Annotated in this window: 17 protein-coding genes; 9 read left to right on the forward strand and 8 right to left on the reverse strand. The window is 62.4% G+C overall.

The window, feature by feature from the left end:
* Nucleotides 1-37 precede the first annotated feature (37 nt).
* Nucleotides 38-1009, forward strand: a complete 972-nt coding sequence (locus tag KZJ38_RS22415) for a LysR family transcriptional regulator (protein ID WP_219801903.1) — start codon at nucleotides 38-40, stop codon at nucleotides 1007-1009.
* Here KZJ38_RS22415 and KZJ38_RS22420 read toward each other — a convergent pair.
* A complete protein-coding gene (locus KZJ38_RS22420; RefSeq protein ID WP_219801904.1) occupies nucleotides 909-2321 on the reverse strand; it encodes an MFS transporter in 1413 nt (470 codons plus the stop codon). The genes KZJ38_RS22415 and KZJ38_RS22420 overlap by 101 nt on opposite strands.
* Between KZJ38_RS22420 and KZJ38_RS22425 the strand changes: the two genes are divergently transcribed.
* A complete protein-coding gene (locus tag KZJ38_RS22425) occupies nucleotides 2320-2568 on the forward strand; it encodes a hypothetical protein (protein WP_219801905.1) in 249 nt (82 codons plus the stop codon). The two genes, KZJ38_RS22420 and KZJ38_RS22425, sit on opposite strands and share 2 nt — an antisense overlap.
* A 20-nt stretch (nucleotides 2569-2588) precedes the next feature.
* Here KZJ38_RS22425 and KZJ38_RS22430 read toward each other — a convergent pair whose 3' ends face one another.
* Together KZJ38_RS22430 and KZJ38_RS22435 are read right to left on the reverse strand one after the other, a co-directional pair.
* Nucleotides 2589-3155, reverse strand: coding sequence for a cytochrome b (locus tag KZJ38_RS22430; protein ID WP_219801906.1), 567 nt, complete (start codon nucleotides 3153-3155; stop codon nucleotides 2589-2591).
* 20 nt (nucleotides 3156-3175) lie between these two features.
* Nucleotides 3176-4258: a catalase family peroxidase gene (locus KZJ38_RS22435; RefSeq protein ID WP_219801907.1), complete on the reverse strand. Its 1083-nt coding sequence runs from the start codon at nucleotides 4256-4258 to the stop codon at nucleotides 3176-3178.
* A gap of 184 nt (nucleotides 4259-4442) precedes the next feature.
* Between KZJ38_RS22435 and maiA the strand changes: the two genes are divergently transcribed.
* Nucleotides 4443-5120, forward strand: coding sequence for a maleylacetoacetate isomerase (gene maiA, locus KZJ38_RS22440; protein WP_219801908.1), 678 nt, complete (start codon nucleotides 4443-4445; stop codon nucleotides 5118-5120).
* Nucleotides 5121-5184: 64 nt separating this feature from the next.
* Here the strand turns inward: maiA and KZJ38_RS22445 are convergent, their stop codons facing one another.
* Nucleotides 5185-8961 (reverse strand): ATP-binding protein, encoded by a 3777-nt coding sequence (locus KZJ38_RS22445; protein ID WP_219801909.1) that lies wholly within the window; start codon nucleotides 8959-8961, stop codon nucleotides 5185-5187.
* A 582-nt stretch (nucleotides 8962-9543) separates the two neighbouring features.
* Between KZJ38_RS22445 and KZJ38_RS22450 the strand changes: the two genes are divergently transcribed.
* The 4 genes from KZJ38_RS22450 (at nucleotide 9544) to KZJ38_RS22465 (ending at nucleotide 13742) form a co-directional block, all read left to right on the forward strand.
* Entirely contained in the window at nucleotides 9544-10095 is a 552-nt protein-coding gene (locus KZJ38_RS22450; RefSeq protein ID WP_219801910.1) for a DinB family protein, read from the forward strand.
* Between the two features lie 229 nt (nucleotides 10096-10324).
* Nucleotides 10325-10585, forward strand: a complete 261-nt coding sequence (locus KZJ38_RS22455) for a hypothetical protein (protein ID WP_219801911.1) — start codon at nucleotides 10325-10327, stop codon at nucleotides 10583-10585.
* 361 nt (nucleotides 10586-10946) lie between these two features.
* Nucleotides 10947-11939, forward strand: coding sequence for a DedA family protein/thiosulfate sulfurtransferase GlpE (locus KZJ38_RS22460; RefSeq protein ID WP_219801912.1), 993 nt, complete (start codon nucleotides 10947-10949; stop codon nucleotides 11937-11939).
* Nucleotides 11940-12020: 81 nt separating this feature from the next.
* Entirely contained in the window at nucleotides 12021-13742 is a 1722-nt protein-coding gene (locus KZJ38_RS22465) for an FAD-dependent oxidoreductase (RefSeq protein WP_219801913.1), read from the forward strand.
* A gap of 114 nt (nucleotides 13743-13856) precedes the next feature.
* On the opposite strand, the gene KZJ38_RS22470 is transcribed toward KZJ38_RS22465, so the two are convergent.
* From KZJ38_RS22470 to KZJ38_RS22480, 3 genes are all read right to left on the reverse strand, one after another.
* Nucleotides 13857-14129: a hypothetical protein gene (locus KZJ38_RS22470; RefSeq protein ID WP_219801914.1), complete on the reverse strand. Its 273-nt coding sequence runs from the start codon at nucleotides 14127-14129 to the stop codon at nucleotides 13857-13859.
* A gap of 261 nt (nucleotides 14130-14390) precedes the next feature.
* Nucleotides 14391-16574: an NHL repeat-containing protein gene (locus KZJ38_RS22475; protein WP_219801915.1), complete on the reverse strand. Its 2184-nt coding sequence runs from the start codon at nucleotides 16572-16574 to the stop codon at nucleotides 14391-14393.
* Between the two features lie 314 nt (nucleotides 16575-16888).
* Nucleotides 16889-17788, reverse strand: coding sequence for a DMT family transporter (locus KZJ38_RS22480; RefSeq protein WP_219801916.1), 900 nt, complete (start codon nucleotides 17786-17788; stop codon nucleotides 16889-16891).
* Nucleotides 17789-17986: 198 nt separating this feature from the next.
* Here KZJ38_RS22480 and KZJ38_RS22485 point away from each other — a divergent pair, with 198 nt between their 5' ends.
* Both KZJ38_RS22485 and KZJ38_RS22490 read left to right on the forward strand, forming a co-directional pair.
* Nucleotides 17987-18925 (forward strand): AraC family transcriptional regulator, encoded by a 939-nt coding sequence (locus KZJ38_RS22485; RefSeq protein ID WP_219801917.1) that lies wholly within the window; start codon nucleotides 17987-17989, stop codon nucleotides 18923-18925.
* Nucleotides 18922-20049, forward strand: coding sequence for an aminotransferase (locus KZJ38_RS22490; protein WP_219801918.1), 1128 nt, complete (start codon nucleotides 18922-18924; stop codon nucleotides 20047-20049). Before KZJ38_RS22485 ends, KZJ38_RS22490 begins: the two co-directional genes overlap by 4 nt.
* 69 nt (nucleotides 20050-20118) lie before the next feature.
* Here KZJ38_RS22490 and KZJ38_RS22495 read toward each other — a convergent pair whose 3' ends face one another.
* Complete coding sequence (locus KZJ38_RS22495; RefSeq protein ID WP_219801919.1) at nucleotides 20119-21450, reverse strand: MFS transporter; 1332 nt, start codon at nucleotides 21448-21450, stop codon at nucleotides 20119-20121.
* Between the last annotated feature and the right edge of the window lie 20 nt (nucleotides 21451-21470).

Consider the following 21470-nt stretch of genomic DNA (forward strand, 5'->3'; position numbering starts at 1 on the left):
GGCATCCGTTTGTCGGAAACGAAGGATCGCCGTAGCTATGAATCTGTCCATCAAGCAGCTGAAAGTCTTCCTTGGCGTGGCTAACGCCTCGAGTTTCACGAAAACCGCGCAAAGCATGCACCTGAGCCAGGCTGCGCTTAGCGCGATCATCCGCGAACTCGAAACCCAGCTGCAATGCCGCCTGCTGGAACGCACGACGCGTACCGTCGCGCTGACGGAAGCAGGCCGCGCGTTCTATCCGACCGCGATGAAAATCGTGGAAACGCTCGAAAAATCGGTCATTGAACTGAACGAGCTCGGCCGCCAGAAGCAGGAGTCGCTCCTGCTCGGCTGCACGCCGATGATCGCCGCGAGCCTGATGCCGCAAGTGCTCGGGCGTTTTGCGCTCGCGTATCCGGGCTCGACCGTCGAACTCGTCGACCGGCCGCCCGGCGAATTACTGCGGATGGTCGAAGATGGCGACCTCGATGCGGCGTTCGGTATATTTTTCTCGCAGCTTTCCGGGATCGACCGCGTGCCGATGTTTCCGTCGCGGCTCGTCGCCGTGTCCGCCGAAAACGACATGTCGCTCGGCGGCGCCGCGGCGCGCGAGCGGCATGGCGTGCGCTGGAGCGCGCTCGAAGGGCTGCCGCTGATCACCTTGCCGAAAGACAATCCGCTGCAGCGGCTTATCGAAGCGACGCTCTCGAAGGAAGAAGTGACCGTGAGCCGGCGCATGGTGGTCGGGCATCTGCAGACCGCGATCGCGATGGCGCACGAAGGGCTCGGTATTGCCGTGATGCCTTCGTTCTGCGAACACATCTGCAAGCACTATCGCGTGCGGATCGACGTGATCCGGCCGGAGGTGGAGTTTTCGTTCTACCGGATCACGCGCAGCGGCCGCGACACGCTGTCGGTGCTCGATACGTTTACGGAGATGTTTGCGCAGGCTGCTCAACAGCGGCCTTCTGCGGTTGAAACCGCTGAAGCCGCTGCGACCACGCAAGCAGCGCGGAAAACAGCGCGATAAACACGAACACCGCCGATACATTCACGAAGAGCCGGCCGAGCGGCAAATGCATCGCAAGCAAGACGCCGCCGAGCATCGAGCCGGCCACCGAGCCTAGCTTGCCGACGCCGATCGCACTGCCGACGCCGGCCGAACGCAGCGTGGTCGGATAGACGATCCCCGCCACCGCATACAGCCCGAACTGCGTGCCGATCACGCAGACGCCACTCGCGAATACCGCCGCGAACAGCATCGCAACAGGCATCGACATGCCGAGCGACGCCGCGATCGGGCAACCGAGCACCGCGAGCGTCAGCACGACGGCCATGCCATACCGGTCTACGCAGCGGCTCAACGCGAGCGCGCCGACCGTGCCGCCGACCGGGAACATCATCGCGACCTGCGCGGCGCGCACCGGTTCGAGATGGCTCATGCCGAGCAGAATCGGCAACCAGTTCTGCAGAAAATGCAGCGCCAGCGAATTGAGCACGAACACGACCCATAACAGCGGCGTGACGAGGCGAAGTTCGTTGCCGAATAACGCAGCGACGCTGGCACGCCGCGTTTGCGTTTCGTCATCGAGTACGTAGCGCGCAGCGGCGTTTGCGCTTTCATCGGCACCAAGACGGCGCGCGAGACTTGCGATCTGCTTCCGATCGCGTCCCTTCATGATCAGAAAGCGGATCGACTCGGGCAGCAACGCGAATGATGCGAATGCAACCGCCACCGCCGCAACGCCGCCAACGACGAACACGATCTGCCAGCCGTAATGCGGCAACAGCCACGAAGCGACCGCGCCGCCGCCGCCCGCGCCGATCGAAAAACCGGAGAACATCAGCGTGATCCATGTCGCGCGCCGCGCTTTCGGTGCGTATTCGGAAACGAGCGCAACGGTGTTCGGCACGACGCCGCCCATGCCGATCCCAGCAAGAAAACGCAACAGCGTCATTTCGCCGAGCGAGGATGCGCGTGCGCTCGCCAGTGTCAGCACGCCAAACAGAAGCGTGCCGTAGATGATCGTGCGCCGGCGCCCGAACCGGTCGCCGCTAAAGCCAAGCAATAGCGAACCCACGAGCACACCGAACAATCCGAAACCGAAGACATGTCCGAATCCCGCGGCATTCGTATGCCATGCGGCGATCAAAGCGGGGGCGGAGTAGGCGACAGCAACCTGATCGTAGCCGTCGATCAGCACGATCAGAAAACACCATGCGATCAGGCCGATGGCGAAGCCGCCGAGCTTCTGTCGCTCGACGAGCGCGGAAACGTCGATGGTCGGGCGGTGAGTGGCGGCCGTGGCGGCGCCGTCGTGGGTGTCTGAAACCACGATCATGTTCGTCTCCTCCCTGCACAGGTCGCCGTTGCTGGCGAACGCTGCGCCTTTCGCTTCTAGCGAAGGATTTTGTCTCGTTGCTGGGCAGCTTTCTGTTTGTATTGGCCTGCCGGCGAAGCCGGCCCGCAAGCCGCCAACGAGTGTAGTCAATCGCACCAGCGAAGGGAATCAACGAATCATGATTGGTTCATCGAACGATTCGATGAATCGTCAAACTTCAAGAAAACTCAAATCTGATGTTGCATGACAGTGCCCGAAGGACGCCGCTCAACCGCGACGCTCGACGGCAGGCTCCGCATGATTGCCGCGCGCCATGCTCGAAAACACGCCATCGCGGCGAATCAGACCATGGAACATTGCTGCGGCCAGGTGCCCGAGGAAGGTCACGAACAGCAGCATTGCGAGCCACGTATGCGCACCGCGCAGGAACGCATAGAGCCGCGGGTTCTGCGACACGATCGGCGGCAGATCGAGGCCGGGGAACATGTGCACCGGAAAGCCGCCCGCCGAAAGCATCGACCAGCCGACGAGCGGCATCGCAAACAGCAGCAGATAGAGCAGCCAGTGTGAGCCATGCGCAACACAGCGCTGCCAGCCCGGCATGTCGTTCGGCAACGGTGGCGGACGGTGCGTGATACGCACGATCAGACGCAGCACGACGAGCACGAAAATCGCAATGCCGAGCGGTCGATGAATCGCAATGAGCGTAAGGTGCAACCGCGAAACCGTTGCGACCATGCCAACGCCGATAAACAGCATCGCGACGATGAGCGGCGCCATCAACCAGTGGAAGAAGCGCGCCGGCAAACTGAAATGTGCGTGACCTGCTTTCATTGATGCCCTTCTTCTGTCGATTAATTCTGACCTGCCGGCCGATGCGCTTCTTCGCTAATCCGGCGATTGAACGACACTGCATAGGCGGCCGAGCGCGCCGCAAGCAGCGGATCGTCGGACGGCTTGAGTCCGTCGGGCAGCACCGTCGGATCGTAATTGATATCGCGGCAATCGCCATCGGCCTGCGCGGTTTCGTGCTCGATGGTCAGCGTTCCCGCGTCGATCTTCCTGCGATCGTCGGGCCATGCCTGCGTGGCGTCGTTCGTCACGTCGCCGGGCGCGGCGACCGTCAGAATCAGATGCCAGCGTAACGGTCCTTGCGCGAGTCGGTCCGATAGCTCATCGGACAGGTAGTTCGGCGCATTGCCGCTCGGCTTCGCAGGTTCATAAGCCGCTTCGGGCACCATCGCCCAACGGATAAACGATGTGTCGCCATCGGCATTGATCGCACGGAACGCGTTGATGCTGTAGTACGCGGCATTCGCGAAGCTGCTCGAAGGCGGGTGCGCCTTGACCCATTTCTGGAACGGTTGCGTTTCGGGGTGAGCCGAGTAAAACGTTTTCAGTTTAGCCGGATCGGGTTTACCCGTCGCGGGGTCGGGCTTGCCCGCCGCGAGTTGCTCGTAAAACGCCTCGGGCGTATTGACCGCGAACACCGGCGTGTTGTTCATTCCGGTGCGCCATTGCGCATGATTCGGCAACTCGAACTCGAGCGCGAAACTTCGTACCGGCGTGCCGCCGTCCGGTGCAACGGGATTGGGACCAGGAATTGCGAAACGGCCGATGACCGGCGTGCGCACCGGATCGAATACTTCCGCGTGCGAAATGCCGGATGCCTTGCCGTTACCTTCGAAGTACCCTGCAACACATACGCCCTTCGCATGATTGCGCCTGAAACCCGCATGCACGCCGCCATACGTTTCGAATTTATTGACGATGCGTTGCGGACTCAATCTGTTGGGTGCGGCGAAACCTGCAACGTAGACGAAAGCGCCGCCCACCGCGAGCACCACCACCCCGATTGCGCATAGTCTGCCGATTTCGCCGAGATGCTGGCCCGGATGGCGCGCAAGCTCGACCAACGAAAACGGTCGTTCGTTCATGAAACCTACCTTAGCGTGAGATTTGCAAATGGGCGAACACAGGTTTCACGCGTTTATTCCATCGATCCTTCAAGTCGTCTAAATGTAAGGTTAAACGTTTGCAGCAGCGCTTAACGAAGCAATGCAAACAATTACGCTCGCGTTTATCCTAGGCACGCTTGAACTTGTCCGGGGAAAACTCACCATGTCTGAATGCAGCCAATTTGAACTGTTCGGTTTCTGGCGATCGTCAGCGACGTATCGCGTGCGCGTCGCCTTGAACCTGAAGAATATGAACGCGCAAGAGATGACTATCGATCTCGATGCCGGTCAGCAACGTAGCCCTGAGTTTCTCAAGGTCAATCCGCTCGGCGCGCTGCCGACGCTGATCGAACCGGGGCAGCAGCCGCTCACACAATCGATTGCGATTCTCGAGTATCTCGAGGAACTGCAACCCGATCCTCCGCTGCTGCCGTCGGATCTTCGTGGGCGCGCGCGCGTACGCTCGATCTCGTCGATGCTCACTGCGGATACTCACCCGCTCGTGGTGCCGCGTGTGAAGAGCTATCTGATGGAGCGCGGCGGCTTCGATCTCGCCGCGTGGCGCGACTGGCAGATCCAGTGGTTCTCCACCGGAATCCGCGCGGTGGAAAAGCGTCTCGCCACCGAGCCTGGGACCGGCATCTGGTGCCACGGCGATACGCCGACGTTTGCCGATATCTCGCTTGCGAGCATCATCGCGGTGATGCGCGTGTTCCAGATCTCGATTCCGAACACGCCGACCATCGATCGCATCATTGCGCAGTGCGATCTGCACGAGGCATTCCTCAAGGCCGCGCCGTACCGGCAGATCGGCGCGCCGCCGGTGCCGATGCGCGGTTGAAGCGCGGTTGAAGCGCGGTTGATGTGCTGTTGCAGCCTGTTAATGCGCGGCTCGTGCAAAACCGTTAGTGCAACGACGGTTCGTCGAGACCGAAGTGGCTGCGCAACGTATCGTGCAGCGACAGTGCGTATTGCGCGATCGCGGGCGTCCACGTGCGCGCCGCATCGCACAGACGCTGCAGTTCGCGGCAGCGGTCCGCGAACTGCGGCTCGCGCACAATCAGGAACGCGCCGCCCGCGCTATGCGCCCAGTCGCGCAATGCCGGGCAGTCGCAAGCGTCGATGATGCTCGCCAGTCTCGGGAGATCGGTGCTGAGATGGTCCTTTAGCATCGCCAGGTAGCGCGACTTGTCGACGGTGTCGAGTGCGTGCTGTTCTTCGGATACCGCCGGCGGATGGGGTTCGTCGGCGGCATGGTGCACCGGTTGCGATCGCGACGGGCCTTCCCGCAGCGCGAGCAGGCCCGTTCGCAATTGCTGCAGGGACGCGGGCTTCGGAATATAACCGGCGAAACCGCGTTGCCGCCACTCCTGCGCCTGCTCCGCTCCGGTGACTGCGCTGAATGCGATCACGGGCAGCGCCGGGTATGCGTCGCGCAGCGCGGCCATCAACGCGTATCCGTCCATCTCCGGCATATGGATGTCGGTCAGCACGAGATCGACTTCGGTCTGCGAAAGAACGGCAAGCGCCTGCTTGCCGTCACCGACGACGATCGGCTCGCAGTGGAGCGTCGCTAACTGGTCGATAACAAGGGCCTGGTTTAGCGGGTTGTCTTCGGCTACGAGGACGCGCAAGCCGGTTAGTGCGGAGGGATCAAGGGTTCGCGCGGCGTTTGCCATTGCAGAAGCGCGCGGTTCGCGTAACTCACCTGATGCGTGCGACGCAGGTATTTGCGCTTCGCCGTCGGCGACAAGTGCGCCGCGCTCGTGCAGCGATGCATTGCCTTGCGCATTGCCGTATGCATCATCATCCAATACTTCGTCATGCTGCTCATTTCTTAGTACGCGCTCGATCGCCGCGTTTAGCGCGCGTTGGTTGAACGCAGTTACCTCCCACACGCCGTCACCGCGCGCAGCCGCGCTTAGCGGACCCGCTAGCGTCATCCACACTGCGTTGACCGACCGGTACACGCGCAATTGTGCGATTGCGTCTTCGTCATACTCGCCCGTTACGATCATGAACAACGGCCGGTTCACGCGCAGCCAGTTCCGCGCCGCATCGAGCGACGTCACGCAGGTGGCCTGCCATCCTTGCAGCGCCAATACTTCATCGAACCACTGCGCTCCTGCGTGTTCGCGGCAAAGCACGAAAGCGCTGCCGCGCACCGCGGGTGCAAGGCTCGAGGGCGCCGCGGCCTGAGCAACGCTTTCGGCAACGCCAGCCGAAGCCGTGAGCGGCAAGCGCACCGTGAACGCACTACCGACGCCCTGCACGCTTTCCACCGCAACTGTTCCGCCCATCAGTTCGCACAACCGCACACAGATCGACAGGCCCAGCCCGGTGCCGCCGAAGCGGCTCGCCGTACCCGGCTCCGCCTGCACGAACGGCTTGAAAACGCGTGCGACCTGCTGCGCATCCATACCCATTCCGGAATCGCTGACACGGCAGACAAGCATGTCGCGCCCCGCATCGTCATCCTGCATCTGTGCGCTCAACGTGACCTTGCCGCTCGACGTGAATTTGAACGCATTGCTCAGCAGGTTGTTGACGACCTGCACGACGCGCGTGCTGTCGCCCTGCCGCATACGGTTCAAAGCCGGCGACAGATACGCGTAAAAATTCAGCGGGCGTTTGGCGGCCAGCGGCGCATAGGACAGCGCCAGATTCTCGAGGTCGTCGAGCGGGTTGAACGGCTCGCTGACCAGCTGCATCATGCCGGCGTCGATCTTCGAGAAGTCCAGAATATCGTTGACGATGCGGCGCAATCCATCCGCCGCCATGCCGACCGCGCGCACGCGCGGCTCGTGCTGTTCGAGCCCGGGATTCGTCGACAGCAGTTCGAGATTGCCGAGCAGCGCATTCATCGGCGTGCGTATTTCGTGGCTCATGGCCGCGAAGAAATTGCTTTGCGCGCGCATCAGCGCTTGCGTTTCGCGCTGCGCCGCGCGCAGTTGCTGATCCAGCGCATAGCGCGCCGAGATATCGAGGATCGCGCAGAACAGCACGTCTTCGTTGTCGTGGCGTGCCGATTCGTAGTTGATCTGCAGCATGGGAGCGTCCGCGGCGCTTGTCACGTCTGACGCATTTGACGCATCCGACACGCTTGGCGCGTCGCCCTGCTTCGGCAATGCAGCCACGATGAATTCAGCATGATTGCCTTCGAGCGGCGGCTCAACGCCAGGCGCCGGCACTGAGCCTGGTGCCGGCGCAATTGAAGAGACAGGCGTAGAGGTGGACGTGAAGGTCGACGCGATCGCGTGCAAGCTATGCTCCGTATAAGCTGCGGCGATGTGCGGCGGCAAATGCGCCGCATTGCCGAGCCGCATCAGATCGCGCGCGAGCTGGTTCGACGCCACCACCGAAAAGTCCTGCTGCCTCACGATGCACAGACCGACCGGCGTCCCGCTCACGACGATGTGGTTGATCGTTTCGCTTTCGAGTGCACGCCTTGCTTCGTCATGCCAATCGTGCAGCAGCCGCATCCCCCAGAACTTCGCGGTGAGCGCCATGGCGATCACGAGCAGCAAGCCGAGCCCGATGATCGCGCCGAGCTGCCATGCAATGGCGGCAATGACCGCGCGCCATGGCACATAGCTGACAAGCAGACTATGCCCCGGCGTCACTGCGTCGACGAACACCACGCCGCGCGCCAGGTAGCGCATGCCGCCGGCAGACGTGCGCTCGCCCAGCGCTTGCAGCCATTGCGTCGTCGCTGTCGCGAGCGGCGGTTTCGACGTGATCGGACGGTGCCGCGCCGACCCCAGCAATAGCGTCGCCGAATCGGGCGGCTGGTGGAGCTTCCCCAGCATCGCGCTAGCGGGGAATGTCATCGCGATCAGCATGACCGGCTTGTCCGCGACGCGCTGCATGCTCAATGCGGCAACGACCGGCACGCCCAGCAGCGGATCGATGTACGGTCCGACCAGCACGCGCTCTCCCTTCGCGAGTACGCGTGCGCCGGATTGGGCCGCCAACGCGCCGAGAATCGCTTCGCGCAACGAACTTGCCAGCGTGGCGCCGGGTGGTGCTACTTTCCGGTCCGTGCCGGGAGCGGGCAGAACCGCAGCGTAGTCGCCGTCGAGCCCAATCAGCATCACCTGATACGGCAATTCAAATGCCTCGCGCGTCGCCAGCGTCGCTTCGGCGGTTTCGGTAACCCGCCATAACTGCGTGCGCAAATCCGCGCCCCAGCTCGCGCGCGTCGCGGCGGAAACAGTTACATCGAAGGGGACACCAAGCGTCGAAGACCGGCCTGCTGCCACGCCGGATCCGGCAATCTGCCGCACGAGCTCATCGGGCGCGTCGTGCGCGTCGTTCGTCTGGCGGTAGAACTGCACGGTCAATTCAGTGCGAATCAGGAACGATAGGCCGCGATGCAGGAACAGCGAGACGTCAGCGGCATTCTGTGCGCTGGTTCTGCGCTGCACATCGAGTTGCTTGTCGATCGCAAGCGTGGCGAGCAAGGTGACCGATATCGCGACGATCGCGAGCAGCACTGCAATCGTCGCGAAGTACAGGCGCTGCTGGCGCCGCGCATTCGCCGCGAGCGAGGCGAATGCGTCTGGAAGCGACTCCTGCGTGCGATCGAGGATATTCGGCATCGCATCAAGCAAGTGAGCAGGCAAATGAGCGGGCAAATGAAGAGGCGCCGCGGCGAGGCGCGTCTCACGCTTCGCTTGCATTCCACCGCATGCAGCGTGAGCGCCGCCGTTCGCGGACGACACGGTGAACTCACTATAGGTCGTTTCGATGCGGCGAGCGATGTTATGTCTGATGGATCGGCGTAAGCCCCACCTCGACAAAAATTAAGCGACCCGTCAGCATGATGATCGTCAGCGCCCCGAAGTGTGTGCGGGCCGGCTGACCCGAGTAACAACGGCGTTTTAGCGGCCCGTCCCTTATGGGACGGGCTATTTTTTATCCGCCGGAAGAGAGAACACCGGACGAGCGCTGTTTCCCGTACGGGGAAGGCAGCGGCAGCAGAGGGGCTCAAGCCTTACGCCGCGCATACGCAACGCATTCGCACTGCGCAAAGCAATAAATACCGGCACGCAATGCATCCCGGCATAAATTTCCGCATGGCACTAGACTGCGTGCGCATCGCATTACGTGATGACTAAACCGGACGTAGCGTCCAGGAACGGTCATCGAACGGTGTTACGCTGGTCGTTCCGCGCAGGCGCTGCGTCGAACCCGTATGCATCACGGGTTCGCTTCATGCGCTTTCGCGTTTATTCATCGCAACCCGCAGCAGGAGGATCGCGATGCACGCACCTGTCGCTGCGCTATCGGCGCACTTTGCTGCGATGGCCCGCAATAACGCGTGGTCGAACGCGCGGCTTTATCGCGCATGCCTGACGTTGTCCGACGAGGCGTTCGCCGAGCGCCGCGTGAGCTTCTTTCCTTCGCTGCAACTGACGTTGAACCATATCCTGCTCGTCGACCGTTACTACTTCGACGCGCTCGTCGATGCCGGCGCAGGCCTCGCGATTTTTGCCGACGAAGTGGCCTACTCGCGCTGCGCGGACCTGTGGCCCGCGCAGCGCGAGCTCGACCGTCAGCTGATCGCGTTTTGCGACGCGCTCGACGACACCGCGCTTCAACGCGACGTGCTGATCGACCGCGGCCCGAATATCGGTCTGCAGCACGAGACGGTCGGCGCGGTGCTGCCGCATCTGTTTATTCATCAGATTCATCACCGGGGCCAGGCGCATGCGATGCTTGCCGGCACCGACGTGGCGCCGCCCCAGCTCGACGAGTTCTTTCTGCTTGCCGATACGCCCGCGCGCGAGCGCGAGCTGGCAGCGCTCAGGTAAAAAGTAGCGAGAAGCGACGAAAGAGATGAGAGGCGTCACCAGTGCAACGACCGGACGCGACGACCGCACCGCAACAGGGCACAAAAAATGCGTCCGGCGACGCGGCAACTCGCGTTAAACTGGCTCCAGCATTCGCTCGCCGCTTCGGCGCATGGTGTGCCGGGTCGCGCGACAGAACGGGGAAGCTCCCCGTACAATGCTTGTTCTATAACGGATGAGGAAATTTTCGATGCGCACCACCGGGTCTTCCGGGGCAATGGCCCTGCTCACCGAGTACGACGACGCGACCGGGCGCGAACTGCGCATGTTACGGCTCGAAGCGACAGAAGACGGTAAAGGCATTCTTCTCGTCGAAGTCGACGAGCGCAAACCGGGCATTCATCGCGAAGTGCGTTACGAAATTACACCCGCCGAACTGATCGCAGCCATCCGTGCGCATGGCGCGGAACTACCGGGCGAACAGCATAACCATCACCGGCACGCAACCTGATCCGTGCGGCGTCGCGTTCGCGATGCCGCGTCCGCCTCGTTCTGCCGCTTTCTCCTGATTCCGCCGTTCCGTCTGCCGCCGCTTTAACCCCGCATCAATTTTCTTCGCTTCACACCGCTGTCGTTTTTCCGCACGTTTTTCTGGTAGTCTGCCGACCGTTCGAGTGTCGTCCGAATATCGTCCGTGAGCCTTGCGGACCGCATCGAGCCATCCGCCCGGCGCAAACGGAATGGCCGTCTGTAGCAGCCGCTTCAGCGCTGACGCGGGGTTGCCCCCGTTGCTTGCACGCGGCGGAAATGCGTCCATAATTCTTAACTCACCTGACGCAATTGCGGCTTCCCAGGCCGCGAAAAGTAAACCGATGCTACATGATCTCGTCGAGCAATACGGGCCGGCGATCGTCTTCGCCAATGTGCTCGCCGCATCGATCGGGCTGCCCGTGCCCGCGATGCCGTCCCTCGTCCTGTTCGGCGCGATGGCCGCCATGAATCCCGCAACGGTCGGCACACAGCTCGTTTCGGTGCTGGTGCTCGCCATTTTCGCCACGCTGATTGGCGACAGTGCGTGGTATCTCGCCGGCCGTATCTACGGCGGCAATACGCTCAAAACACTGTGCAAGCTGTCGCTCTCGCGTGACAGCTGCGTGAAGAAGACCGAGCGCTTTTTCGGCCGGTGGGGCGTGCGCGTGCTCGCGGTCGCGAAGTTTATTCCGGGCCTGTCGATCGTTTCGATTCCGCTGGCGGGCGCCATGGGCACGCCGTACCGCACGTTCCTCACCTTCGACAGTATCGGCGCCGCGCTATGGTCGGGCCTTGGCCTCACGCTTGGCGCGCTGTTCGCACAGCAGATCGACATGCTGTTCGCAGAGGCAGGTCGGCTCGGCAAGCTGACCGCGGTCGTCGTCGTCGGGTTGCTGCTGCTTTATGCCGCGTATCGCTGGACGCGCCGTCGCCAGTTGCTCAACAAGCTCGCGAAGGCGCGCATCAATGTCGACGAGTTGTACGATCTGATGCTGAATAAAGAATCGCCCGTGCTGTTCGACATCCGCTCGGAAGAGAAGCGCAAGCTCGATCCTTTCGTGATTCCGGGCTCGAAGTTCGCGGACGAACGCAACCTCGACGAGATCGTCGCAAACTATCAGCACGATCAGAAGCTCGTCATCTATTGCTCGTGCCCGAACGAGGTGTCCGCGGCATGGATGGCCAAAGCGCTGACCGACGCCGGCTTCAAGGACGTGGTGCCGTTGCGCGGCGGCCTCGACGCATGGCGCGATGCGGGCCGCCAGCTCGAGCCGCTCGCCGATGAGCCCGCGCCGCACGTCGGCGACGTCGGGATCTCGCCGAAAGCCGTGTAGCGAATCGGTGTGCCGGCCGCACCGATCATTCCTGAAGTGACGCAACTGACAGAGGCAGCAACCGATGCAAGGAGCGGTCCGATGCTTGTAGCAACCCGCGATGTAGAAACACAGGCTAGCGAAGTCGTCGCGGAAGCGCCGTACTCGACGCTGTCGACTCGAAGCCACCAGATGTTCCCGACGCTGACGCCGGCCGAAATCGAGCGTGTGCGGCGTTTCGGCGATCTCAATCACTGGCATGCGGGCGAGTATCTGTTCCGCACCGGGCATAAGGGTCCGGGCATGATCGTGATGCTGTCGGGCACGGTGCGCATCACGCAGCGCGATGGGCTCGGCCGCGAGAACCTCGTCGTCGAACACAAGGGGGCGGGGCAATTCCTCGCCGAAGTCGGCCAGTTGTCGGGCAAGCTGGCGCTCGTCGACGGCATTGCGACGATGCCGGTCAGTGCGGTGCTGATTCCGCCCGAGCGCCTGCGCGCGCTGATCATTGCCGAAGCGGAACTCGGCGAGCGCATCATGCGCGCGCTGATCCTGCGGCGCGTGGCGCTGATCGAAAAAGGCACGGGCCCGATTCTGGTTGGCAAGAGCTACGATTCGCGGCTCGTCGCGCTGCAGAGCTTCCTGTCGCGCAACGGCCATCCGCACTCGGTCATCAACGAACGCGACGAAGAAGCGTTGGGCCTGATCGAGCAGTTCGGCGCGCAGCCCGAAGACCTGCCGCTCGTGATCTGCCCGGACGGCAGCGTGCTGCGCCGCCCGAGCGAGCCGGAACTCGCATCGTGCCTCGGTCTGTTGCCCGATCTCGACGAGAAGCATGTGTACGACGTCGCGATTGTCGGCGCGGGCCCCGCAGGCCTCGCCACGGCCGTCTATGCGGCATCCGAAGGCCTGTCCGTGATCGTGCTCGATAGCCGCGCGCCGGGCGGCCAGGCGGGCGCAAGCTCGCGCATTGAAAACTATCTCGGCTTTCCGACCGGCATCTCCGGCCAAGCGCTCGCGGGCCGCGCGTTCGTGCAGGCGCAGAAGTTCGGCGCGCACGTCGCGATTCCGCTGAAGGTGAAGGCGCTGCATTGCGACGAGCGGCCGCACCGGCTCGAATTGACCTGCAACAAGGGTATCCGGCACGGCAACGTGCGCTCGCATGCCGTTGTGATCGCAAGCGGCGCCGTGTACCGGCGTCCGGCGCTCGAAGGGCTCGACCGTTTCGATGGCCGTGGCATCTTCTACTGGGCGTCGCCGGTCGAAGCGAAGCTGTGCAAGCATCAGGAGGTCGTCGTGGTGGGCGGCGGCAACTCGGCGGGGCAAGGCATCGTCTATCTCGCCTCGCACGCGGCGCACGTTCATGTGCTGATCCGCCGCAGCGGCTTCGAAGCGACGATGTCGCGCTACCTGATCGACCGGATCCGTTCGCTGCCGAATGTGACCGTGCATCCACGTTCGGAGATCGGCTGGCTCGATGCGGACGATAGCGGTCTGTCGACGATCGGCTTGAAGTCGCCGCTGCCGAGCGGTCAGGACCGCTTCGAATCGCGGCATCTGTTCCTGTTCACCGGCGCCGATCCGAATACCGCATGGCTGCGCACCTGCGGCGTGCAACTCGATGCGAAGGGCTTCGTGCTGACCGGCGCAGATTCAGCCTGCGATCTCGGCACTTCGGTTGAAGGCGTGTACGCGATCGGCGATGCGCGTGCCGGATCGACGAAGCGCGTTGCGGCCGCGGTCGGTGAAGGCGCGGCGGTGGTCGCGCAGATCCATCAGATGCTGGCCGTGAAGAATGGCGAAGCGGTCGCGCTCGGCGCTTGAGCCACTCGCTTGAGCAACTAATAAGCCCAGCAATATCACGGTCGAGCGCTGTTTTTCGGCGCTCGACTTTTTTCGCTCAAGCCTTTCTTTGCTCGGCCCTTTCTTTGCTCGACCTTAGTGCTCGACCTTCGCGCGCAACTCGCGCGCCGTCTCGAGCAGGCCTTCATAGCCCGCGCGCGCATGCTCGGGCAGGTCGGGGTCGCCGACCAGCGTGCCGAGCGTCTCGATCAGGCTGTACAGAATGCCGCGCGCCGCGCTGACCGCGATATGGCCGGACTGCACCATCTCGCCCACATGGGTCACTGCCGCATCGAGATGTTGGAGGTCGGCACGTTCAGTTTCGGGCGCGTCGCCCTCGGGCCGTTTTTCAGGAGCATCGCCGGTCATGGTGGTGTGCCGTTTCGGTTAGTCCATCGTGGATCGGAAGCATTGTTTTCGTTATATACCGATCGCGCGCAGCCGTCACGCGCGCGATCGCACGCATTCGATCGATCGGTGCGGCAGCGTGTCGCATCCCGGCCTGGGGAGCCCGCAGTAGCGAAAAGCGCGAGCCGGTCATGGCCTCGCGCTCGCCGTCCGGCCGCGATTATCGAAGGCGGCGCGGGGCGATCCCCACGGCGGTCCTCAAAGCGGTCCTCAAAGCGGTCCTCACGGCTTCCATTGATACACGACGATCTTCGCGCGCGCGTCGTCTTCAACCAGCACGTCGTACTCGCCGTTCGAGCGCAGCGTCGCGCTGATGCCGAGCTCGACATCGACCTGGCCGCTCGTGTTGCCGATCGTCGCACCAGGCGTCATATATCCGACTTCCTGCCCAGTGCTTGCGTCGTACACGTCGATCCGCTGCGTGTACAGCTGCGCGACGAACACGTAGTTGCCCGCGGTGGCCACGCCGACCGTCGTCACCGGCGGATTCGATTGCAGGTTCCACTGTAACGGCACCACATAGCGCTGCGTCGGATGGCCCGTGGTCCAGTTGTCGTAGCGTGCAAGGACAGGCCCGGCCTCCTTCCACAGCGACGAATTCCACGGACTTGCCGCCGTAAAACCCGTGATGTACATCGTGTCCGTCTCGGCCACGTACAGCACGCGGCCGGTGCCGGTGAAAATCGCGGGCGTCGGGAAGGTTTTCGCGGCCGCGTAGTCGTAGATCGGATTGCCAAGCGAATCGAAGCCCTGCAACGGGAGTTCGCGAATGCCTTTACTCGGCGTGCCGAACCACACGTTGCCGGCCGAATCGACCCAGATAAAGCTGTTGCCGATTGTGCTCAACACCGACGGATTGCTAGTCATTTCGCTCGTCTCGATGCTGCCGTTGCCGTTCGTATCGCGCCACATCCACTCGCCGACCGCCGGCTGGCCCGCCGGATACCCGCCCGCGATCGGCAGCTCCGCGAACATGCCCGATGGAATCGCGATGTTGCCGTGCGCGGCATCGAATCGGTAGACGTACAGTTCGTGCGAGTAGGTATCGAGCGCATAGAGGTAAGGCTTGCCGCCGTTCAGGCGCCGCAGCATCGGTTCGCCGCGCACGAGGCGGCCGAGATGCAGTTCCGGATCGCCGGGATAGTTGAAGCGGTCCACGGTGAACGCCGAGTAGGTCCATTGCTTTCCGACCGGGTTGTTCCAGTTCATCGTGAAGATCTTCGAACCCGTGTAGATCGTGTTTTCCGACGCCGGATCGAAGGTGGCGCCATCAACGAATAGCAGCCCGTCCAGTTCCCATCGCAGCGCGCGCGACACGCCGGTGAACGCCTGCAATACCGCGCCGGCGCCGACCGATGGCGAGTTCAGCTGACGCGGCCCTTCGCTGTTCTGTCCGACGTAGAGATTGCCGGCCTGATCGAAGCCGAAACCGGTGATGCCGTTGTAGCTGCCGAGCTGCACGGCGCCCGCGTTATGAAAGATGCCGCGCGCCGTGCCCATCGAGCCGGCCGGCGTCGTCTGGCCGCTTGCGGTCTTGTTGTAAATCAGGAGTTGCTGGCTCGGTCCGTTGTCGGAGATAAACAGCTGGCCCGAGGGCGCGATCGAGATATCCGTTGGTATCGCGCCGGCAGGCAGCATCGGGGCGCCCGCGATCGGCGCGCCGGTCGACGAGTAGTGCGCGATCGCATATTGCCCCGTCATCGCGCCGGTGATGACCCACAACGTCGAATCGGTATCGATCGCGATGCGGCCCGGCGACGTCACGTTGAACGAGCGCAGGCGCTGCATGGTGTTCGCGTCATAGGCGATGATCTGGTTCGCGTGCTGGTCGGATACATAGAGGGTCGTGTCGCTGGCCGCGAGGCCGCGAATGCCGGCGTCGACGCCCGTCGTCACCGTATCGACCACGAGAAAGCTGTTCTTCGTCGCGTTCGCGCTATTGGCGATACCGCCGGCAAACGGCGCGCCCTGCGCGATGTTGCTGACGAGTCGCCGTGTGACGCCGTACCACTGCTGGTTGTTCGGCGGATAGTCGGCGCCGGTGAGCCCGTTGTTCTGATTGCCGATCGACATCGCCGCATACACGTACGTGTGGTTCGACGTGATCGCCTCGCCGCCGCTCGCGCCCCAGCCGTGCGTCGCGCCGCCGACGGCGAGTCTGTCGCCGTTTTTGTATGCAGCAATTTCGGCACCGCTTTCGTCCCAGCCGCTATTGACATAGACGGTACCATCCGGCGCGACATTAATGGCCTGAATGTCCTGTTGCATCCATTTACCATCGCCATAACCGAATGTATTGCCAAGCCACGAAGTCGTGTAATTCAATTTCGATTGAGCACTACAACTAATGGGAACGAGACTGCTCAATACGAGCAGCGCCGCACCCAGATGAGATAGGGTCTTCAAGTTCAGCGTCCTTGGGGGGGAATGACGGAGCGAATTGCAGGCGTGACGCAGGATCCGGCGCGTGACGCACCGGACTCCGGTTGCACGAGAATTCTTCCGGAGAATACCCCGGGCCGCGAGTCGCAGAGGCGGCTTGAACTGGTTGAAATACCGCTCTATTAGCCGATTTGAAATCCGACTTGGTGGTTTATTTTATGAAAACTGGAAAACATTACGACCCTTTAATATAATTATTATTTTAAAGATTTTATAAAGGACTCGATTGAATTTTACGGCTTATTTCAAGCCATTTTTACTTGAACGCTTTAGCCCCCTCAAAGCAAGCCGTTCTTGCGAAACAGCAGACGCGGCACCACGCCGAACGCAATCAGATTACCTAACGCAACCAGCGCAAGGCCGGCCACGGCAAGCGCCGACCACCGGTAGCCTTCGAATACCGTCGATACCGCGAGCGCGACGAACGGAAACAGCACCGTGCAATAGGCGGCGCGTTCCGGGCCGATCCTGCCGACCAGCGTCAGGTACGCGGTAAAGCCGATCACCGAACCCGGCACCGCGAGATAAACGAGCGCACCGAGGTACCTCGCGTCGGTTTGCGGTGCGAACGACAGCCCCGCAAGCATGCTGCCAACCGTCAGTACTGCCGCACCGATCAGCATGCCCCAGCAGTTGGTGACAAGCGGATGCAGACCCATCGCCTGCATTCTGGTCGATAACAGGTTACCGACCGAAAAGCACATCGTGCCCGCAAACGCCACGGCGAGGCCAAGCCATACAGCCTGTTCGCCGAAATGTCCGCTGATCTGCTGCAGCGAGAGGCAAACGATGCCGGCAAAGCCGAGTAAAGCGCCGCCGATCGCGGCGGGCTGCAGCGGCCGCCCGAGAAAGATGCGCCCGTTGATCGAATTGAGCAGCGGCGCAGTCGAAAACACGACGGCGACGAGGCCGCTCGGCACTGTGCGCTCCGCGTAGTAAAAGCACAGGAAGTTCACGCAGAAGAGCGCGAGCCCTTGCGCCACCAGATATCGCCACGCGCCGCGCGGCGGCCGCAGCGGACGCCGCATCACCGCCACCAGCGCGAACAGCACAGCCGACGCGAGCCAGAAGCGATAAGCAATCGACACCGGCGGCGGCACGTCGCCGAGTTGCCATTTGATCGCGATCCATGTGGTGCCCCAGATCAACACAGTCACGACATAAAGCAGCAGATTCATCGAACATACCTGCATGAAGAGGAAGAGTCCGACTATGCGGTTGAGTGCGCTGCGGCGCATGTCTGGAATTGCGCATTTTCTTCACGCGCGAACAGGCGCACCGGCCGCGCGACTTATACTCACGAAAATAAGCTGAGGAAAATAAGCTGACGAAAATGAGCCTGGCCAAATGCGCTGACCACATACGCGCCGACCAACATGACCTTCGCCCCGTTCCCTGACACTGCTGCTGCCGCAGACCCGGTCGATCCGCCGTTCGGCGTTCATTCGATCTGCCACACGCTGGCCGTGTCCGACGCGACGCTCGAGCGTTTTGCATGGCTTGGCGACAATCTGGCGGTCGCCATCTGGACTCGCGAAACGCGGGAGGCCGAAACAGCCTACGAGCAGCCTGGCCATCACACGCTGTCGTGCTATCTCGACGGCGGCCACCGCACCGAGCGGCAGAAGCTGCCGGGCCGCTACGGCGCGCCGAGCCGGCTTTGCGCGCTGCCCGGCGACCACGAATCGCGCTGGTGGGTGCGCGGTCATATGCATTTCGTGCATCTGTACTTTCTGCCCGAACATTTCACGCGGCGCGCGATTCGCGAGCTCGACCGCGAGCCGCGCGAACTGACGCTCGCCGACCGCACGTACTTCGAAGATGCGCGCATCGCGAGCCTGTGCCAGTCGCTCGTCAACGACCGCTGGGAAGATGCCGACGGCCGTTTGCGCGCCAACGAAACCGCGCACGAGGTGCTATCGCTGCTGCTGCGCTCCCAGGGCGTGAGCCGCACGAATGCGGCGCTCAAGGGCGGCCTCGCCGTGGCGACGCGCCGGCGTCTGCGCGACTATATCGACTCGCACCTCACGCAAGCGCTGACGCTCGGCGAACTCGCCGACGTCGCGAATCTATCCGAGTACCATCTTTCGCGCATGTTCCGAGTTTCGTTTGGATTGCCACCGCACGCGTGGATTGCGCAACAACGCGTCGAACGCGCGCGCGAGTTGCTGCGCACGACGTCGCTGCCGCTTGCCGACGTCGCAACGCGATGCGGGTATGCGAATGCAAGCCACTTCAGCCATCGCTTTCGCGAGGCGGTCGGCGCGGCGCCGATCGTTTATCGCAGTGCGATGCGTGACGAGGAGACACAATGAAAATCCGCGAATTCGGCGTCGAACGCTGGATGGATCTATACGAGAACCGCTGCGAGCTGAATCTCGCCGAAACCTGCGTCGAATCGCTGACGATCGGTGAATTGCTGCGCATCGCGGGCAAGGAAGAGGCACTGCTCGCGGAAATCCTGCCGATGAAACTGACCTACGGCGCGATCGACGGCAGCGAGCGGCTGCGCGCGAATATCGCTTCGCTCTACGACACGCAGCGAGTGCCGAATGTGCTGATCACGCATGGCGCGATCAGCGCGAATGCGCTCGTCTACGAAACGCTCATCGAGCCCGGCGACCACGTCATTTCGGTGCTGCCGACCTATCAGCAGCACTATTCGATTCCGGAGAGCTACGGCGCGAACGTCGATATCCTGCGACTGCGTGAAGAAAACGGCTTCCTGCCCGATCTCGACGAACTGAGGCGCCTGGTAACCGCTAAAACACGCGTGATCGCGATCAACAATCCGAACAACCCGACCGGCTCGTTGATGGACCGCGCATTTCTCGAACAGCTTGTCGACATTGCGCGTTCATGCGGCGCGTACCTGCTCAATGACGAGGTTTATCGCGGCACCGATCAGCACGGCAACGGTTTTACCGCGTCGGTTGCGGATCTCTACGAAAACGGCATCAGCACCGGCAGCATGTCGAAGACGTGGTCGCTCGCGGGCTTGCGGGTGGGCTGGGTCGCGGCAGGCACCGACGTTATCGCGCGCGTGCGTACACATCGCGACTACAACACGATCAGCGTCGGCATGCTCAACGATCTGCTCGCGTCGATCGCGCTAGAAAATCGCCGCGATCTGCTCGCGCGCAATCACGGCATTCTGCGCACGAATCTCGCGTTGCTCGACCGATGGGTGGAAGCGGAGCCTGCGCTATCGTATGTAAAGCCGAAATCCGGTACGACGGCGCTCGTACGCGTCGACGTCGATATGAGTTCGCGCGACTTCTGCGTCGCGCTCGTCGAAAAGACCGGCGTGATGTTCACGCCGGGTAGCGCGCTCGATATCGAGGGCTATGTGCGGATCGGCTACGCGAATGCCACCGAGGTGCTGGAGAAGGGACTGGCGAGAGTGTCGGGCTTTTTGAAGGACCTCGCGCGCCGCTAGTGCCGGTCAAAAGACACTAGCAGCACCGACACTAGCAGCGCCTGCCGCGACGTACGGCACAAGCCGCGCTTACGTCGTGTGATCTTTTCTGCGCAGCGCTTCGGGCAAGCCGAACATCAGAATCGCCGCGCATACGAGACTCATACAGCCGATCACGTAGAGCGCCGGCGTCGTGCTGCCGGTCACGTCGCGAATCCGGCCGACCATCACCGGGCTCACAATACCGCCCAGCTGGCCGAGCGTGTTGATCAGCGCCAGGCCGCCCGCGGCGCCCGCGCCGGTCACAAGCTTCGGCGGCAAGGCCCAGAACGCCGGAATCGAAGCGACGACGCCGCCGCCCATCACCGCAAGCGCGATCACGAGAAACACGGTCTGCTTGTCGAAAATGCCCGCGGCAAAGAAGCCGACGGTCGCCATCAACAACAGGCCCGCAACGAACTTGCGGCGTTCGCCGGTCGCGTCGGAGATGCGTCCGACGATCACCATGCAGACCGCGCCGCAAATATACGGAATCGCGGTCAACAGACCGATGATGGTCGGGTTATGCGTGCCGGCGCTGCGAATCAGCTGCGGCGCCCAGAAGTTGAGCCCGTACGACGCGATCTGAATCAGAAAGTACACGAGGCCAAGCGTCAGAAAGCCCGGCGTGCGGATCGCTTCGCCGAGCGACTGGCCGTGATGCTTCTGCTGCGTTTGACCGTCAATCTGGCTCGACAGATAGAGCTTTTCCTGCGGCGTGAGCCAGTTCGCGTCTTCGACGCGGTCCTTCAGCACTTTCAGCACGAGCAGGCCCAGCACGATGCAAGGCAGGCCGCCGAGCAGGAACAGCCAGTGCCAGCCGCGAATGCCGAACACGCCATCCATATTGCCGAGCACGAGGCCCGACAGTGGCGCGCCGAACAGGCCGGAAAACGCGGATGCGAGAAACAGCAGCGACGTGATGCGGCCGCGGAAGCTCGCCGGGAACCACAGCGTCAGGTAGTAGAGCACGCCGGGAGCGAAGCCCGCTTCCATCGCGCCGATTATGAAGCGCAAACCGTAGAACTGCCATTCGGTGTGCACGAACACCATGGCCGCGGTCGCGAGACCCCATGAAATCATGATGCGCGCAATCCAGCGTCGCGCACCGACCTTGAAGAGCAACATATTGCTCGGCACTTCGAAGATCACGTAGCCGACCACAAACAGGCTCGCGCCAAGACCGTACGCAGTATTCGAAAACCCGAGGTCGCTTTGCAGCTGGAACTTGGCAAAACTGATGTTGATCCGGTCGAAGAATGCGAACAGATAGCAGATCATGATGAGCGGCATCAGCCGCCATGCGACCTTGCGGATCAGCTCCGCGGCGTCTTCGATACCGGTTGTCGGTTTTTCTGCTGCAACTGCGCCTAGATCACTCATTTCGCGTCTCCATGCCGGAT

Source organism: Paraburkholderia edwinii, from assembly GCF_019428685.1.
Taxonomy (GTDB): Bacteria; Pseudomonadota; Gammaproteobacteria; order Burkholderiales; family Burkholderiaceae; genus Paraburkholderia; species Paraburkholderia edwinii.

Excerpts from the sequence above, each read along its gene's own strand:
- KZJ38_RS22425 (WP_219801905.1), top strand. The coding sequence starts at position 2,320 with ATGTTCGTCTCCTCCCTGCACAGGTCGCCGTTGCTGGCGAACGCTGCG.
- KZJ38_RS22445 (WP_219801909.1), bottom strand. The coding sequence starts at position 8,961 with ATGCAAGCGAAGCGTGAGACGCGCCTCGCCGCGGCGCCTCTTCATTTG.
- KZJ38_RS22460 (WP_219801912.1), top strand. The coding sequence starts at position 10,947 with ATGCTACATGATCTCGTCGAGCAATACGGGCCGGCGATCGTCTTCGCC.
- KZJ38_RS22450 (WP_219801910.1), top strand. The coding sequence starts at position 9,544 with ATGCACGCACCTGTCGCTGCGCTATCGGCGCACTTTGCTGCGATGGCC.
- maiA (WP_219801908.1), top strand. The coding sequence starts at position 4,443 with ATGTCTGAATGCAGCCAATTTGAACTGTTCGGTTTCTGGCGATCGTCA.
- KZJ38_RS22455 (WP_219801911.1), top strand. The coding sequence starts at position 10,325 with ATGCGCACCACCGGGTCTTCCGGGGCAATGGCCCTGCTCACCGAGTAC.
- KZJ38_RS22495 (WP_219801919.1), bottom strand. The coding sequence starts at position 21,450 with ATGAGTGATCTAGGCGCAGTTGCAGCAGAAAAACCGACAACCGGTATC.
- KZJ38_RS22485 (WP_219801917.1), top strand. The coding sequence starts at position 17,987 with ATGACCTTCGCCCCGTTCCCTGACACTGCTGCTGCCGCAGACCCGGTC.
- KZJ38_RS22480 (WP_219801916.1), bottom strand. The coding sequence starts at position 17,788 with ATGAATCTGCTGCTTTATGTCGTGACTGTGTTGATCTGGGGCACCACA.
- KZJ38_RS22490 (WP_219801918.1), top strand. The coding sequence starts at position 18,922 with ATGAAAATCCGCGAATTCGGCGTCGAACGCTGGATGGATCTATACGAG.
- KZJ38_RS22465 (WP_219801913.1), top strand. The coding sequence starts at position 12,021 with ATGCTTGTAGCAACCCGCGATGTAGAAACACAGGCTAGCGAAGTCGTC.
- KZJ38_RS22470 (WP_219801914.1), bottom strand. The coding sequence starts at position 14,129 with ATGACCGGCGATGCTCCTGAAAAACGGCCCGAGGGCGACGCGCCCGAA.
- KZJ38_RS22415 (WP_219801903.1), top strand. The coding sequence starts at position 38 with ATGAATCTGTCCATCAAGCAGCTGAAAGTCTTCCTTGGCGTGGCTAAC.
- KZJ38_RS22430 (WP_219801906.1), bottom strand. The coding sequence starts at position 3,155 with ATGAAAGCAGGTCACGCACATTTCAGTTTGCCGGCGCGCTTCTTCCAC.
- KZJ38_RS22435 (WP_219801907.1), bottom strand. The coding sequence starts at position 4,258 with ATGAACGAACGACCGTTTTCGTTGGTCGAGCTTGCGCGCCATCCGGGC.
- KZJ38_RS22420 (WP_219801904.1), bottom strand. The coding sequence starts at position 2,321 with ATGATCGTGGTTTCAGACACCCACGACGGCGCCGCCACGGCCGCCACT.